Origin of the sequence: Tunturibacter gelidoferens (assembly GCF_040358255.1) — a bacterium.
Lineage (GTDB): Bacteria > Acidobacteriota > Terriglobia > Terriglobales > Acidobacteriaceae > Edaphobacter > Edaphobacter gelidiferens.
In genome coordinates, this window is the sequence record NZ_CP132937.1 from 54,502 (window position 1) to 71,090 (window position 16,589).

The window sequence follows — 16,589 nt, forward strand, 5'->3', positions numbered from 1 at the left end:
TCCGTGGGTGAGGCGAGAACATCGCCTCATCCACCAATCTCTAATACTCCTGGTGAGCAATCGCCTATCATCGCTATAGAGGCAAATATGCACGAACTCCCAGGCGCGATTCCGGATCTACAGGTTCTCCTTAGTCTGCGGGCAGAGGAGCTCGGCGGCAAGATGATCTTCCTCATGCGCAAACGCTGTGAGAATCGTGGGATTGACGGTTTTATATTCTCGAATCTCATTGATGAGCTCTGGCCTCAAAATTATCTGCCGAACTATCGGCCGCCATACGATGAGCAATTTAGGAATCAGATCAACCTTGCAATCGCAGAAGCATGGGCCTGGCTGATTGCGCAGGCTCTCCTTGTGCCCGCGCCGAATGCAGGGGGAGGTTCTGATACTCGCGTTCTCAGTCGCCGGGCTCTTCAATTCCAGAACGAGACGGACTTTGCGAGCTTTGCCGTCAGCCGGATGCTTCCAAAGGAGTGCTTACATCCCCGGCTTGCCGATAAAGTGTGGTCTGCATTTATGCGGAGCGAATTCGACGTAGCGGCGTTTCAGGCAATGAAGGCGGTGGAAGTTGCAGTACGCGATGCGTCCGGTCTTCCAAATGACCTTCTCGGAACAAAACTTATGCGCAAGGCGTTCGATCCGGGCAACGGACCGCTGACTGACCCATTGGCGGAAGATGGAGAGAAGGAGGCGCGTTCGGCGTTGTTCGCAGGAGCCATAGGTTCCTATAAGAACCCGCATTCCCACCGCGACGTGAACCTGGCCGACCCTGCTGAAGCAGTGGAAATCATCATGCTTGCCAACCATTTGCTCCGGATTGTCGACGCAAGAAAATAGCCTACGCCTTGAGCGTCAAGTCAGGGCGCGCCTATGGAATATAGGTTCTCACAAACGATGGACTGTACCCGTGCTCGCGCTCGAAGTCCCACAGCTTGAGCGAGGCGTCATTGATCTCGGTGATGACAACCAAGTGATCCCCGAGGCCTGGAAGCCATGCGAGATCACCTTCAGCGAGCTTTCGTTTCGAGGTCAGCAGTGCTCTTGATGGTGCTGTGAGCACGTCGAGTAGCTTTTCACCGTGTCGCGCATTTCGGTTCAGCCATGCTTGTGCCTCGGCCTTTGCGATCGCCGACCTCGAGATTGAGTTCTCAATCCCTGCCCAAAGTTGATCGACACTTTCTGATTCGACGACGAGCGGCATCAGCCGGGTCAGGTATCCATTTCCGTGCAACTGGAACGTGTGTTCCTCGGCGCCAAGATCCCAGCGCGGCCGAACCGGAGCCCGGAAATCAAACCCACAAACCCAGGCCAGCCACGTCAGCAGGACATAGAGATCATCGAGCTCAGCGTAGGATTCGATTCCGGATTGTGCTCGCATGGCTAGACCCTTGTCTTTCGCAAAGAGGTATGGCATCGACGCTTCAAAAAGCCGTGTGAGCCATGTTTTATCGAGGAGCTTTAGCCCCCTGGCGGACCACCTGGCACTGTTCTCGATCCGGCGGAGTTCGCGAAGAAGGGCTATGACGGCCGTCAGCTGCATGATGACGGTCTTTGCAGCGGCAGAAACGCTGGACTCCGAGGAAGCATCTTTCTTTGCTGCCTCGACAGATACCGCCTTCTGGCGGTTGATCATGCGGTTCATGAGTGTCTTTGCCTTGGATGTGACTGCCGCTGCGATCACCTTATCGGATAATTCTTGCCGGGGTTCATTTGGTTCAACGGGGTTCCCTTCGGCTCCATTTCCGTTTCCGTCTTCGGGCCCTCCTGTGCCGTCAGCCTTCTGCTCTACAGAGACCAGTGGCGCGACGTAAAGTTTGTGAATGAGCGCGTCGATGAGCTCCACCAGGTCGCCATGCGACAACATCCGCGCCTTCTTCCGCTTCTCACGCGAGGCAGGAAAAGCCATTTCCAAAGATTCCGGTCGAGAAATCTCCCGCTCCTTGCCGTCATTCTTATGGGCGCGTGAATGCCCTTGCCCGTCAGTACCGCTCAGGAGCTTTTCGGTACTCTCCGAAAAAATCACCTTGCTGACTATGGCAATCAAACTTGAGAGATCCGCGGAACCGCTATCGAGCGCCCCGATGGCATCACGGACTTGCCGTTGCGTCGATGAACTCGACTGCTTCTTTACGATTGCCGGGTGGTGAACCAGAACTCGGGCAACAAATCCTCCATTGCGATAAAGTTCAAGAGAACGGACCGTCCGCGGCGTAGTAGAGAAATGAAGGATGAGACGTTGGTCTTCACGGACAGTCGACAGGAGCCCAACGGGAACGAGATCCTTCAACGGCTCTTCAATCTGCACTGACCAGGAGTCGGAGTCAGTCAACTCTTGAACGGAGTTCGCCTTGGCGAACGAGAGGTCAATGATGATCTCTGGCTCCGCTTCAGAAGCGATTCCAACCAGTAATATTTCGTGTTGATCCCCTTCTACCTGATGTTTCTCCGCCGTACGCGAAACGACGATCTCCAATGCCTCTCGTGAAAGCTCGTGAAGATCAAACAGTTTGAGAAAACCCATTTCTGTCGCGGTGCCGCGAGCCAGCGCCCCGCGGACAAGCACAACTGCTTCCACATTGGGTGCGCGAAGTCCCCATCCCGGCGCACTGGGATTGGCGCTGCCACTGAGCCATGCTGCATCTTCTGCCCGCTCGCCTTCGAAGTAGAGAGCCTTTGCGTGAAGATAATGATGGGGTGAGGAATTCAGAACCTGCGACGCGTCCACAAAGGCAACTTTGGGGTCTTGGGTTAAGTTCGGCAGGTAGACGGTCGATGGATCGACGCCTACTTTTATGTCGGCGAGGGGCCAGACGCTGCGTAGACGTATGAGAAACTCAAGTTCGCTGTCGAAGAAGGCTCCTACAACTGTAATGCGGTGTGGTACAAAGCGAATCGAGTTCCGCAGAGCGCTAAACAAAGAACTCTGCTGGTCCGACTGGGCGAGGAATCGAGGCGCAGTTTCTTCGTTTATCGCCATGGCGCTTTCCGGAATGAAGCGGCTCAGCTCGAGGGCGAAGTCGATCAGCTCACGAGGCGTATGGGCGCCTTCGTTCTGTATCCAACGCGAGAGCTCAATCCACGCGGCTCGAATGAACTGCGCATCCTTCGGGTCAGCATTTGAGAATTCGACGAGGCCTGTGACCTCCCGATTGATGCCGAACCCGGAAAGGGTAAGATTGTGGCTGCCGACAGAAATAGCAGCTTTTTTAGGCCCCAGGAGAAACACAATCTTCGGATGGAACGCTCCCTTCGTGTGCATCGGAATCAGCGTGTATTCGAATCCGGCATGGCGAGGTCGGCTGGCTTCTGAATGCCAGGCAGAAGCACATTGGGCAGCGTCCATTAGGACAAAGTTTCGCCGGCAGTTCTTCGCCTGCAGACGGCGGAGCACAAACTCTTCATAGAATGGCAAGTTTGCATTGAATGTGGTGATGAGCGAGGCTTCGAACCCTCCTCGATCGATCAGCTCGCTGAGAGACACCTGTGCCTGTATGGGCGAATGAGAGGGGGGCTCAGGCATCAGTACCCTCCAGGATCGAACGGCCGAAAGGAGTGATCTCAAGTCCGTGAGATGCGTCGGTAACCGAGGATCCAGAGGGCGCCAATGCGCCGAGATCAGTGAGTATCTGTAGCGCCTGCCAGATTCGCGGCAAGGTGGACACCGGATGCGGGATTGTTCCGAGCGTCTCCAGACCCGACTCGGAGGGTTGCAGATGGAAGCTGCACTGTCGTGTTTGACGTAGCTTTCGAAGAGCTACAGAAAGATGTGTGTTCAGACACCAGACAATCAAATCCTCAATTACTTCAGTCAAGGAAAGACTGCGCCAGTGTTCGACGCGTTTTACAAAGGAAACGAGATGGATCGGATAGTTTTCAAGATCGGAAGTCCTTAACAGCAAGTCGCCATAACCGGCCGGAAACGAGGACTCGTGGCTTACCAAAAGAGCAAGCACCCTGAGCGCAGAGACTAGCGTTTGAGGATACGTCTCGGCCGTCGGAGGATCCGAGACCAGGCCCGCTGCCAGATTGATCTCATGGTTTTCGTCTTGCCAGCGCTCAACGGGAGGATGTGTCTTCCGCACGTATTCGACAAGGTCGGAAAACGTGGCGCCAGGTCCTAATGCCGGGCCGCTTCCCAAGCTCAACAAGTCGGTGAGGCTCTCTGATAGGGCCGGTTGACGCGACAAGTAAGCCGCGAACTTCTCGACTGTGCGAAAGGTCTGTCCGAGCCTCGCTTCGACCTCAAGAGCCTGGAGAGCAGATGAAAACACGCACAGGCAAGCCATCGAGAGTTGATCATTTCGTTCGTAGATGGACCAAAGGGTGCGCGTCTTTACGAGATCAGCCGGGAGTTGCCATGGTCGATCTTCGAATAGAGTTCCGCTGTACACGGCAGCGCGGAAGCTATCCTCGCTAATTCGAATTGGACTCTCTTTTGAAAGGGCGCCCGCGAGGTGCAAGAGCAGGCGCAGCGAATCGCGGCGAAAGACTGGATCATAATCTCCAAGTGCTGTTCGCTCTGCATAGAACGGCGTTCTTACGAAGAAGAGATCCATCAACTGTCTGTGCTCTTTTTCATGGTGGGAAGCTCCGCATATACAGAACTGCACCAAGTCATCGAGATCCTGCAGGGTAACGAGATCCTCGACAACGGTCTGCCAGAACTGATCGGCGCCCTGTAACTCGTCCAAGGTCTTTGCCAGTGGTGTTCCGCCATTGGGCGTGTATGTCACCCATGGACCACGCGATGTATCCAGGATGCGAAGCTCTGCTAATTGGCCCATATAATACTGACCAAGTCCTCCGAGCCGATTCTGAAAGTATCTGTCATTCGAGTCATCCGAGCGGGTAGCGTAGGTTGAGAGTCGAAGCGGCTCGCCGCCCTCAAGCCTCGTTAATGCGGGCACCAGTCGGAGCCGGCCGATCATCGACTGACCGTGATGCTCATCTTTAAGCTGGCGTGCATGCCGCTCGGAGATCAAGGTGAGCAGACAATCCGCGCGGCGATAAAGATCGACGTACAGGTCAAGAGAGTCACCCTTATAGCGCAGATCGAGCGAACGGACTATCCATGGGTAGAGTGAATAATAACGGGCTCGATCCGTAACATTCGTGATGCCAGGCAGTAACTGCGCATAGATCAATGTGCATGGTGATTGTGTCCCGAGATGATCGAGGCCGGAAATCGGCGTTGGTGGTTTAACCCAACCTATCTGCATTCGTGTTGTTCTCAGGAGCTATTACGGATCATAGAGTACATCAGCGCTGGCGAAGTAACGATTAAACCCCCGGCTCAGATTCATGGGCCCGCATATTTGTGCGCACTATGCCTTTGATGTACCAGATCGAAGCAGCTTGGCAACGTCCCGCAATGACTGAGCTGTTGAATCCTAGACGATTTCAGCACCTGGCCTGAAGCGACGTTGCAGCTCATGCGTCCCGGCTCAGAGAAGATCGACATATCGCGGTAATTTTCCCTTGCATTTTACTTTGTCGCTAAATGTTTGATTCTACTGGTAATATTCAATTTGATCGTCTCACAAGGCAAGGCCAGAGACCGTGGCTCTTCGATTCACTGAACAACTCGACAGCGCGGACAGAGCTCTTGAAGGCACGGGGCGACTGGCCCTCTGTTTGGGTTCGGGTATCTCAAGAAGAAAACTTCCCCTACTTGCTCAACTGATTGCATCCGCGTTTCGCAACCTGCCCCATACTGCGCAAGCAGACCAATTGTTTTTGGCGGTCAGCCGTGGACAGGTATTTCATCTCCGACTCGCTGATATGGGAATCACCACCGCACAACCTTGCACACTAGATGAATTTCGCGGACTGGCCGACGCTGTACAAGCAGATATTTGCAACGAATTAATCAACACCTATGGCGATGTATTCAGAGACGTAGAGAGTGTATATGGTTCAAAGCGAGAGTTATTGGAGGCTATCGACATTGAACAGTTTGAACGTGCAGTCCCGGATGTTTCTCATTTTTACATCGCCTATCTCTTAATTGAGGGTAATATTTCGCGGGTCTTAACTACGAATTGGGATCGCTTGATCGAAAAGGCGGTCGCGGTTTCCACTTCAAAACCGACTAATGATTTCCTCACGGTCGCAAAGGATGACGCAACATGGTTACAGAGGGGTGAGCGAAACACGGCAGTTTTAGCCAAAGTGCATGGTTGCGCGACTCAATACCCGACTCAATGTGAACAGATTGTGATCACGACGCCCGAATTGCAGGTCGCGGCTGCAAACGGATGGCGACAAGACGCAGTGACCGAGTTTTTGAGCGGACCGACTTTGTTTTCGGGTTATTCCGGTTCTGACTACACGCTCATGGTCCCGACAAAAGTGATCGATGTTCTTAGAAAAGCAAATGCACTCCCTGCAGCTCGGTATTTTGTTGCAGAGGATAAAGACCTTACCGCTGGAGCACTACAACTGAGCGGAGATCGACCCGATCATCATCTGCGAATGTACGCAAATGACACTTTTACATCGCTTTATTTCGCAGCCTTGCGAACTCGCTTCAAGCAAGCCGTTGAGCTAGCCGGGCAACAAACTCGACCCGAGCGGGCTTTTACGCGATGGAGTGATGCCGAATGGGATGAACTGGTGCGGAGGCTTCACCATCTGTTGGAAGTCGATCTTCCGTCACTTCTAGACGACGCAATTGGTCTTCCTGGTCTACGTACCTACGACGAAAGTGTTGGCACGATACCAGTCCGACTGTCGGAACTTAGGGAAATGTTCATTGAGGGTCGAGTTCAGCACCCGAATTTGTACCGTCCCTTCAGATTCGACCGTATTAAGGATCTGGTGTTGTTGACTTTGATAGCCGCCTTTGTCGAGCTTAAGGCAGGTAGGGCTTTATCGCTGTCGCTCAATAACGAGATTGCTGGGCTAAACTTCATAGAGAGTACCGGTGCGGTACGAACGGTATGTTTTGTCTATGGAACATACGCTCCGGCTGTTGTTCCAATGGTGACAAGCTATCTAAACGACCTTGAGGCGTCGCTTGGTCCGCTTCCTTCTTTTGAAGTTTTGATCATCCCGTGTTCGGAGTACAAAGTGGGCACTATCCCATCATTCGCGCCGAGGCCGGTCTTAGCAAAGCACCTCCCGGGAATCGCAACTGCAATACGAACTTTCGTAAATCCCGATGTAATATTCGGCGCGAGCGATTTTGCCGACCTAATTTCGCGGTTGCGCTCAGAGCTGGGGGTCTAAAATGGAGCAGTTCGGGAGGACCGTCCCAGAGATAATCAATTTCCTCGAAAGTCGGTGTGGTCTTAAGCAATTTTCTCTTGATAGTCGGATGTTTACGGTGGAATTCGACGCGATTTTAGTGGGTTCAGATCCTCTATCAGTCGTCGCTGTCGAGCGTCGGACCACGACGACTGCTAAAGGTCTTCGCGTGAGTATTCGAAAAGCTCAGAGTTTCGTCTGGTCCTTGCATTCGCATAACAAACTTGCTCTTCTAAGTTTGGTCCTTCTTGTCCCCGAAATCATTTCAGCTGAAGTCCTGAGCTCGATTGAAAATGAACTGAGTGGAACGGCTCGCCTGTTTGTCATTGCTGAAACCATGCAAATGACGGAAGTCGAGAAACATCTGTCACTTCTTAGTAATCCCACACTCATCCGAAGCAAAGACCAAGCATCTGCAACAGGTGATCTTGCAACAATACTTCAAGGCTACGACGCTGGCTCACTAATTTCGATGACCGAAAAGTCTAGCTCTCCGGAAGATTTGGTTAGCAGGCTTTTGGACGAAATGCAGAGGTTTGTTGCGGAGGTAGATCATGCGATTGACAAAACTTAACCTCGATAACTTCCGGGGGTTCGTAAATGAGGTGCAGCCGATGGACCTCGACCACGACGTCATCCTATTCTATGGTCGCAATGCATCGGGAAAAACTAGTATCTATGACGCGATTGAACTCTTATTGACAGGTTCGATCCGTCGTATTCAGCATGTCCCGGACCTAGCATCTGTTTTAGTCAACGCAAGGAATTCAATACTACCAGCGCGGATAAATCTCGAATTTAGATCGGGGTCGCGTCCGCGATTCGCAGAGGCGATTTTAGAAAGTCATAAAGTCGCTACAATAAATAGAGGCCTGACTCGCTCCGAAACCGATCTATTTCAGCACGCCACATACCTGCAGCAATCAGACATTAGAAGGTTGGTCACTAGCGATTCAGCTGGATTAGGCGAGGTCATTCGTTCGCTCGCATTGGATGAGAATGTGTTTAGGCTGGAGCAGGCCTTGGGGCAGGCTGCGATTTCTCGGTCTTCTCGGGAATATTCCCTCGTGACACGCCGTGTCGAAATGCTGGAGGAAGAGGATCGGCAGCTTAAAGGAACAATCGAATCTCTACAATCACAAATCAACGCTATAGACTCGACAGCACCCGACTTCGCAGAGTGGAACATAGTACTGACGAAGGTTGCAGCCAAGCTGGAAGTTCCGATCGATCTACAAAATGAGCAAGCTATCCAAAAGCTTGACGTGGAACTTCAGCAGAAACTTAAGGCTGCATTCACAGATAAACAAGACGCCGAAGATATGGCTACGCGATGTGCTCGATTCGTCGCTCGAAAAAGCTCCATTGACAGTTCAGCAGCGTTGCAAAGCGATCTTGAGTCCCAAAAGATCGCTGCTGAGAAGCAGAACGTAGATTCTGATCTCGCAATCTCCGCATTGAGAGAGAGATTGAACGACCCAAACTTTGCAAGTACAAAGTCTGATGCTCGATTGGGATTGATAACAGCGTTAGAACATCTCCAGAGAGTCGAGGATCTCAATGTTTGTCCGGTCTGCGACCAATCATTTGTGAACCTGAATAATCACATTTCAGATAAGATTGCCTCGCTTCGGGCGGAACAATCGTCAGTGCAGGAAGCGGCGCGTGGCCTCCAAAAAGAATTGGAGCTGCGAGTGTCAGAAAAACGTTCTCGCGTTCGAGCACTTGAAGAATTGAACTCAAAACTTGAAAGTCGAAAGACAGAAGTTCTCCAGTTCGAGACAGAACTAGCTTCGTTCATCGAACCATTCAAGGGCAAGGTCACTGACACTGATTCACTCAATGCAATTGCCCAAATTACTAGCGACCGTGAGCGTTCTGCAGCGAATGAAATCGAAGGGCTAAAAGTGCTGTCGGATGCCTTCGGCGAAGTCCGGGCCTCCATATCTGCAAGTCAAATCAGATCTGTTAATTTACGTACACAATTGAAGACAGCGCAAGAGCGCGTCGCCGTTATAACTGGGAGATTAGGAGCTGCGCAGAACGCTCACCAACGCCTGAATTTGTTCATTGAGACGACACAAGAGGTTCGCAGGAGGCTCAGTTCAGGAATAGACGATATCATAAAAACTTTTGTTCTTGGCAGGGCCAAGGACACTTTTGAAGAATTGTTTAGACGCCTAGCGAAAAACCCATTTTTCGATGTCACGGTCTCAGACGTTAGGATGAAACGTCACAAGCCAGAAGTAGATTGGTGCGCTCGGTATGGTGACCATAGCTTTCCAGGCGAAGCAGTGTTCAGTCAAGGTGAGCTCAACTCATGCGCTATTGCTTTTTTCCTTGCCCTGGCAACATCTCATTCTGGAGGACTGCAGCTCTTGCTGCTAGATGACCCCGTTCAGAATATGGATGAAATTCACATTGAAGAGTTCGGTAACGTGCTTAAGTTCTTGAAGGATGTCCTCGGTTGGCAGATAGTTGTTGGCTTACACGATCAGTCTGTTTACCAATTTCTGAGACGACAGCTTCATCCGAGTCGGGAAGGCCAATCGTTGATTGCCTATACGTTCGAAGAAGGCGATCAGGGAGCCCGCATTACCAAAGATGCTTTAGTGACATTCGATCCGTCCGCATTGATTGCTGAAGTTGCTTAGTGATTAGGAGGCGGGGGTCGCAGAACACGACTCCGGACACCCGAGGATAAGCCGGTGGTTACCTGGCCTGTCGTAACCGAAATTCACCAATCAAATGCGGGCGCGCGGCCAGCAATCTTTCCAAATGACTGTCCGGCCACATGCTTATGTGCAGGGCCCGGTCGGCTTGATTGTGTTGCTCAATCAGCGCAATGGCGTCCGCAGTGAATCGCCCTGTCGTGGCGATGATTAAGCCATCGACGCGCGGCGGTTGCCATAGCTCCATCTGACTCCGCACATCGCTAACATCCCCAACTGCTACGCTTCGCGATTGCCAGTGTTTGCATTGGATGATGATCCGGTGGCGGCGAACACCTTCTAAGGGGTCTATTTCGACCCTTACAACAGACAAGTCCCTGCCTCGATCCGCCGCGTGCGTTTGTTGCAGCCATTGCGGATTTTCATAGCCGGGCGTCTCGCCGATAAGAGAATACATCAGCCTCTCAAATTCTTCGTCGGTGAGCGCAGACCAATTCAATCGCGAGGTAACGGGTCCTTGCGGACGCGCCGCCACGATATCGTCAAGGTCGGCAACTCCGACCGGCACAGGATCGTGTTCGCCATAAACCCCAACCCGCAAGCCTCCCTTAACGGCGGGCCAGTCCATTGTGTGAATGTCGGTCAGGTCTCCTATCATCCCGAAATACAGATGTCGTGAAAGTTCGTTCCAGCGGGGTGGTTTAGGATTGCTACCGAGAAGCGTAGCGATCTCCTCAATCGCCTCCTTCAAACGAGACCAGTTTGGCTCCTGAACGTGTTGATTGATGGGTGCGCCGTCCACGCTTGGGATGAGTAGTCTTAGAATCTCGTCTACCTCATCGATTAGAGCCAGGAGACGTCCCCGCACTAGCTCCCGGCGTTTTGCATTGAGTAGGAAGCGATACTCGCGCAACTTCTTTCCTTGTTCTTCTAAAGAATTTTCGACAGAAACTTGCGCATCGATCTCGCCTATTTCAAGGACATCAATACGCATTCGGCCAATATCGTCATAGTCGAAAAGCCGATCCTCTACACGCACACCGCCGATTGCCGGCAAAGCCGGCAAGATACCCTGGAATGCTAAGCATAGTTCGTCGTAATCGGCGGGCGCACCGAAAGCCGGTCCACTCGGAATGAGGGCAAAAATCTTCTCCCAAAGTTTTTCTAACTTTTCGAGATTGGCTTCGGTCGCCTCGAACCGTTGCAATGCTGCTTCTAGCGTAGACATTCGATCCTCGTTCTCAAGCGGTGCCTTTATCCGCTTACGGCACATTCTATTGGCATGTGGCGTCTTAACGTGCTTTAGAATTCGAATTCTGACGGGACCCCTATAAAAGATCGAAGGCCGTCAAAATACCCAGAAGCCCGGTTCCCGAAGGATTCGGGACGACCAGGATTGATGATTTTTCCAGAAGCTCTAAAGCGCTCTCAAGAGTCGCCGTCGCTGCAACTGATATTGCGGGCGCAAATCCAAGCGGCTTTTGAGATGCGTCAAAGGCCTCTTCGACGGTCTTAGATAGAAGACGGGTGCGAGGTTTTCCACCCCTGCTCCCGCCTAAAAACCTCGCTATTCCAGCGTCGGAAACAACGCGCCAATCATTTGCGCTAATAAGCACTGGTATATACGAAAACGAGTTTGCCAACATCTGCTGACGGACAAATGCAACTGGCTGCCAGAGCTCTCCGCAAACCGGGTTCTGAACCAGGAAATCCATGACGATTGGGTTCATTTCAGTACTCAAGGCGTCCTCCAATATGATGGCAAGTTCGATTGCGTGCTTTGTTAGGTGGCGAGCAAAAGCGCCCTGATGCAATGCGTCATTCCGGCCGTCCTTCACTAATTTGAAAAGAGTCTCAAACGGCGTTAAAAGGTGCTTACGGTCCCCACGGTTAGGACAATTTGCACTCGACATTTTCGCGAATTCACAGAGTTCATCTTTATATTCGTGGAGACCGCCGTGGTCTCCTTTGTCGCCTAGCCGTTCTTTTGTGAGATAGCTCCCCAGCCGTTCAACCACGTGGATAATCCCGTCGAAGGCCTCAGCATCGGCAAGGGCAGCCAACCGCGCAGCGCGAAACTGGTCCGAGAATGCTTTTGCGGATTCTGGTGACAGATTAGGCATGGAGGTTTGGACGCATCGAGATCGACCTACTCATGACGCACATATGCAACGCTAACAGTTAACCCTTCGTGCGCCAGGTGTTTTATGTACGCCTTCGGCATAGGAGCATCGAGGTACGGTCGGCCGTATTTTTCCTCGGTAATAAACACGAGGCTCGACAACTTTTTTTTGCGGCCCTTGTTCCAGATGATGACCTTCACCACATCCTTATAGAATTCCGACGCCGCATTTTTCCCCGACACCTTGAATTCATATGCGCAAGATGTCTCTCTATCCACCACGTCGATCTTCTGATCAAGTTCAGGGTCGACTAGAGCCTCAATGTGAAACCGGTCGGGGTCAAGTTCATGGACCGCCCTGCGCCAGCCTTTCGCAATGGCCTGTGCGTTCTTGGTATTTTCGGAAACATCACTAGAGTTTTTTATTCGCACCGAGAATGCGAGTTGAGCAGCTGCGACAACGGGGTCTTCCATAGTCCTCACTGACTCACAGTCCTAAATTATCGTTTACAGCAACGGCAAGGTCCTGCTCCGAACCAAGATATCGCTCCGTCGTTTGAATGGAGCTATGCCCAAGCAAAAACTTAATCTGTTCCAAATCGCCGCCGTTCTTGCGACAGAGCTTTGCGCAGGTCCGGCGCAGATCATGGGCCCCGAATCGTTCGATCCCAATCTGCTTTGCCGTTTGCTCGACCACCGACCAGATCGCCCAGTCGCCCAGCTCCTCCCCAATCAACTTCCCACTCTTGGAAAGCGGCCGCAGCAGGCGGCCGTCCTCGATCTTGGCCGCGATCATCCAGGCGTCGATTCCGTGCTTGACCCAGAGTGGAATCGCCACGGTGCGGAGTCGGCCGCCCTTCCCACAAAGATCGGGCAAGACCCATCGGCCCTCCCGCATCTCGATACCTTCAACGTCCAGACTGGCCAGCTCCTGCCGCCGCAGAGCGCAGCCCAGCAGCAGCGCCAAAATCGCATAGTCGCGCTTGCCTTTGATCTTGGAGCGGTCAGGGACCGTGAGCAACTCCTTGGCCTGTTCGCGCGTGAGCCAGTTCCCCACCCTGGTTCCCTTCTGGGAGAGGTTGGGAACGCCGGAGAGATTGGCGGCCTCCTCCACGCCGATGATTCCATTGCGCTGCGCCTCGCCGATCAGCTTGCGCACGGCGGACAAACGAACGTTCACGGTCGACGCGCCCAGCTTCTTCTCCAGCATGGCGGCACGGTACTCCATCAAGAGAGCGCGCGATAGTGGCTGCTGACGCGCCTCACACAAGGCGAAGACCTCATCCAGCGCCTTGGCATAGTTGCGCTTCGAGTGTTCAGACGCAACGGAGTTCAGCACCATCTCCCGCAACTCCTGGAACGCCGCCGCGCGGTCGAGCGGAGACGCATCCGCCGCGTGCATCAGCGCCAGCGAGGCACTCATACCAGTCCCCCGGCGCGGGTGCGAAAGGTTTCATCAGGGCGATGAGTGTTCAAATCCCAATTTGGCAATGGGCCATTGCCAAATTGACCGGACCGGACGATCCCACGTTTTCTATTGATACAGAAGGATTTATCCCTCATCGCTCGGCTCCCTCCGCAACGTCTCTATCTCTGTGCGGAGCTTGTTGACGACCTCCTCGAGGTCCTCGACGGTGGGCAGCTCCTCCTGCATGGGCGCCGGAAGCTCGCGAGTCACGTGATACGTCGAGACGCCGATCGGCTGATTGATGGTCTCCAGAGCGAACTCCACGATGGGACCGCTCCGGCTCTCGCATAGCAGAACTCCGATGCTCGGTCCTTCGACCGGGGTTCGCATCGTGCGGTTCACCGCCACAAGATAGAAGCCCAGCTTGCCGGCATGTTCAGGCTGGAAGGCTCCCACTTTTAACTCGAAGACGAAGTAGCGGTGGAGGCGGACGTGGTAGAAGAGCAGGTCGATGTAAAAGGTCTGCCCGTCCACCGTTAGCGGGACTTGGCTGCCCACGAAGGAGAAGCCGCGGCCCAGCTCCAGGAGAAGGTCGCGAAGATGGATCAAGAGTCCCCGCTCGATCTCCCGCTCCTTCGCAGCCTCGGTCACAGTCAGGAAATCGAAGTTGTAGGGGTCTTTGAGGATCTGCTCCGCCATATCCGACTCTGGAGGGGGCAACTCACGCTGGAAATTGGTCAGGGCCTTCCCTTCCCTCTCGTGCAGCCGGCTCTTGATCTGAAGCACCAGGACATCCTGACTCCAGCCGTATTCGAGCGCGGCCCGCAGGTACCACTCTCGGGTGGGACGATCCTTGATCCGGTCCAGAACCCTCAGATTGTGGCCCCAGGGCAATTTGGCAATGAGCGATTGCAAAATCTCCGGCTCCGGCCAGGCCTCGGCCAAAGCACGCATATAGCGGAAGTTCCGAGGGCTGAAGCCTTCGACACCGGGGAACTCAGCCTGCAGGTCACTCGCTAAGCGCTCATTGATCTTGCTTCCCCACCCCTCGGTCGCAAACCGCTGGCTGAGATCCCGGCCGATCGACCAATAGAGGAGCACCAGCTCCCGGCTGACAGCGAGGCCGGCGCGAACCTGGGCGGTACGGATACGTCCTTTGAGCTCCTGCAGGAGCTCGTGGTAGCCGGAGGGCAGCTGGAGGCTTTTTGGCACGCATTTAGCCTAGCACAAAAGTTTACTAAGACAATTGCCATTATCGTAGGTAATAAATCCAGAAGCCTCACAACAGTTAATGCGCATATGCGCAGCTATTCCCTTCTCTTGGAAATCATCCTAAACTCCTAATACGTAAAGGAATCTTCCAAGGAGGGACGATGCCACGACCCATCTCATGGATCACTCGACTACACGAAATCCGACGGGCGGTGGCCTCTTCCGTCCGTTCCCACTACGAGCGTAAGGAAATCGAGTCGCTCTTCCAGGTGCAACCCCGCGCCGCCCAACTCTTACTGGAGATGCTCCCAACCACAGCCATCGGCCGGTCGCGGCTAGTAGAACGTCAGGTACTTGCCGAGTTCCTCGATCGCATCCATAAGGCCAATGATCCTTCGGCTGAACTGGAGCTCATCCGTGCCCAGGGCGGAGAAGTCTCACGCAAGAAGCTCCGCACCCTTGTCCGCCGTGACGTTGAACCACTGCAGCTCGATTCCCTGCCTGCAAATATTGAGTTCATTCCCGGCCAAATGATTGTGAGCTTTCGCACGATCGAGGATCTCGCCCAGGCGATGTATAGCCTCGCTCGCGCAATCGAGACGGACGGTGACGAGTTGGCAAAGAGATACGAGGTTCAAGAGGTTGCAGATGACGGCAGCCCTAAACGATCCGAGTTCGAGGCTATGCTGGAGGAGCTTTCCAACCTGGAGGCCACTCGCGGCAACAGTGCTACTCCCCTGCAGCGTCCAACAGCTTCGTAATGGCGTCGTGATAGGTCAGCTTGTATCGATCAGCGTAGCCGACGAACCGATCGTACTGGGACTGCACCATACGCACCGCCAGATGACGTGTAGGCTCCGACGGCACTGCGCGGCGGCGGCGGCCATGCGTAGCGGGTTCTGTGATTACAGGAGCAGCCTCGCGGCTCACAAAGCCATGCGGAGCCGCGGCCGCATCCACCTCCGCCAAATCAATAGGAGATCTTTTCTGAACCGGCGCAAACCCCGACAGGTCAATCTTTCCCTCTGAATGCTCTACAACGTCGTCAGCATCATCGATGAGGCCAAATTTACTGCTCATTTGGATACCTCTTTCTGTCGAGCTCGCGGAGTGTCTCGACCAGTTCCTCTACCAATTCATGAACATTTTGATAGGCAGCTTCGAGATTTCCGACCTTATGCTCACCCAACTCCGCGAGGGTAAGCCTCTCAACGAAGATCGCCTTGTACGCGAGACGTTCCGCAAGGCTTATACGGAAGCGTGGCACCTTCGCGTCCACCAATTCAGACTCTAATTGTCGTTGTACTGATGAGACAGGAGCACCAGGCGCAGGAGTGCGCGTCATCAGCACTCGGTAAGGAATCTTCCTCAGCATGTTTGATCGTTGAGCTACCTTCTCTTCATCCTTAACGGCCCGTATGGCCTTGCCGGCTTGCCTCACGTCGACGGCGCTGGCCTGAACTGGGATAATCACGAAATCCGACATCGCAATCGAACGGGACACGAGAACACTGGCGGTTCCTTCCAGGTCGATGAAAACGAATTGATCGTTTTGCGCGTCAAGTACCTCCATTAGGTTCGACTCTTTGATCCCACCGATGACCTTCAAAGTAGTTTTCGATAGCCCGTTCGTCTTCCAATCCATGATCGGTTGATTCGGATCTGCATCGAGAACACACACCGACGCTCCGCTTTGTGCGAGATAAGTTGCAAGCAGTAGTGTTGTAGTGCTCTTCCCGGCTCCACCCTTCGGATTTGAAACTGCAATTACAGGCATAATCACTCTTTCTTGCGACATTGATTGTCGCTGCGATATTGCAACTATATCGCAGCGACGCAGCTATATCGCAGCAACATTTCGTATCACAACTAGCAGTATACAAAGCGTTACCCTAGTTTGCGATATTGCTTATCGCAACTTTGTCGC

General features: G+C 53.3%; 14 protein-coding genes. 5 read left to right on the forward strand and 9 right to left on the reverse strand.

What is annotated here, in order from left to right; genetic code table 11:
- Positions 1-87 precede the first annotated feature (87 nt).
- Entirely contained in the window at positions 88-837 is a 750-nt protein-coding gene (locus RBB81_RS00275) for a TIGR02391 family protein (protein ID WP_353070745.1), read from the forward strand.
- Between the two features lie 31 nt (positions 838-868).
- Here the strand turns inward: RBB81_RS00275 and RBB81_RS00280 are convergent, their stop codons facing one another.
- Together RBB81_RS00280 and RBB81_RS00285 are read right to left on the reverse strand one after the other, a co-directional pair.
- On the reverse strand, positions 869-2,575 hold the full coding sequence (locus tag RBB81_RS00280; protein WP_353070746.1) for a hypothetical protein: 1,707 nt from the start codon (positions 2,573-2,575) through the stop codon (positions 869-871).
- Between the two features lie 937 nt (positions 2,576-3,512).
- On the reverse strand, positions 3,513-5,219 hold the full coding sequence (locus RBB81_RS00285) for a hypothetical protein (protein WP_353070747.1): 1,707 nt from the start codon (positions 5,217-5,219) through the stop codon (positions 3,513-3,515).
- A gap of 340 nt (positions 5,220-5,559) precedes the next feature.
- Here RBB81_RS00285 and RBB81_RS00290 point away from each other — a divergent pair, with 340 nt between their 5' ends.
- The 3 genes from RBB81_RS00290 to RBB81_RS00300 all read left to right on the forward strand — a co-directional run bounded on the left by RBB81_RS00290 (position 5,560) and on the right by RBB81_RS00300 (position 9,902).
- The gene (locus tag RBB81_RS00290; RefSeq protein ID WP_353070748.1) at positions 5,560-7,230 is read left to right on the forward strand and encodes an SIR2 family protein; all 1,671 of its coding nucleotides are present in this window, start codon (positions 5,560-5,562) and stop codon (positions 7,228-7,230) included.
- An 88-nt stretch (positions 7,231-7,318) separates the two neighbouring features.
- On the forward strand, positions 7,319-7,822 hold the full coding sequence (locus RBB81_RS00295; RefSeq protein ID WP_353070749.1) for a hypothetical protein: 504 nt from the start codon (positions 7,319-7,321) through the stop codon (positions 7,820-7,822).
- On the forward strand, positions 7,803-9,902 hold the full coding sequence (locus RBB81_RS00300) for an AAA family ATPase (protein WP_353070750.1): 2,100 nt from the start codon (positions 7,803-7,805) through the stop codon (positions 9,900-9,902). The genes RBB81_RS00295 and RBB81_RS00300 overlap by 20 nt, the downstream gene beginning before the upstream one ends.
- A gap of 58 nt (positions 9,903-9,960) precedes the next feature.
- Here RBB81_RS00300 and RBB81_RS00305 read toward each other — a convergent pair whose 3' ends face one another.
- The 5 genes from RBB81_RS00305 to RBB81_RS00325 form a co-directional block, all read right to left on the reverse strand.
- A complete protein-coding gene (locus RBB81_RS00305) occupies positions 9,961-11,148 on the reverse strand; it encodes a restriction endonuclease (RefSeq protein ID WP_353070751.1) in 1,188 nt (395 codons plus the stop codon).
- A gap of 100 nt (positions 11,149-11,248) precedes the next feature.
- Complete coding sequence (locus tag RBB81_RS00310; RefSeq protein WP_353070752.1) at positions 11,249-12,043, reverse strand: CBS domain-containing protein; 795 nt, start codon at positions 12,041-12,043, stop codon at positions 11,249-11,251.
- 26 nt (positions 12,044-12,069) lie between these two features.
- Positions 12,070-12,516, reverse strand: coding sequence for a hypothetical protein (locus tag RBB81_RS00315; RefSeq protein WP_353070754.1), 447 nt, complete (start codon positions 12,514-12,516; stop codon positions 12,070-12,072).
- Between the two features lie 13 nt (positions 12,517-12,529).
- A complete protein-coding gene (locus tag RBB81_RS00320; RefSeq protein ID WP_353070755.1) occupies positions 12,530-13,465 on the reverse strand; it encodes a tyrosine-type recombinase/integrase in 936 nt (311 codons plus the stop codon).
- A 129-nt stretch (positions 13,466-13,594) separates the two neighbouring features.
- Positions 13,595-14,662: a PDDEXK nuclease domain-containing protein gene (locus RBB81_RS00325; RefSeq protein ID WP_353070756.1), complete on the reverse strand. Its 1,068-nt coding sequence runs from the start codon at positions 14,660-14,662 to the stop codon at positions 13,595-13,597.
- Between the two features lie 161 nt (positions 14,663-14,823).
- Between RBB81_RS00325 and RBB81_RS00330 the strand changes: the two genes are divergently transcribed.
- Positions 14,824-15,423, forward strand: a complete 600-nt coding sequence (locus RBB81_RS00330) for a hypothetical protein (RefSeq protein ID WP_353070757.1) — start codon at positions 14,824-14,826, stop codon at positions 15,421-15,423.
- Here the strand turns inward: RBB81_RS00330 and RBB81_RS00335 are convergent.
- Both RBB81_RS00335 and RBB81_RS00340 read right to left on the reverse strand, forming a co-directional pair.
- Entirely contained in the window at positions 15,392-15,742 is a 351-nt protein-coding gene (locus RBB81_RS00335) for a hypothetical protein (RefSeq protein ID WP_353070758.1), read from the reverse strand. The two genes, RBB81_RS00330 and RBB81_RS00335, sit on opposite strands and share 32 nt — an antisense overlap.
- Positions 15,732-16,439: a ParA family protein gene (locus RBB81_RS00340; protein ID WP_183793099.1), complete on the reverse strand. Its 708-nt coding sequence runs from the start codon at positions 16,437-16,439 to the stop codon at positions 15,732-15,734. The genes RBB81_RS00335 and RBB81_RS00340 overlap by 11 nt, the downstream gene beginning before the upstream one ends.
- Positions 16,440-16,589: the final 150 nt, after the last annotated feature.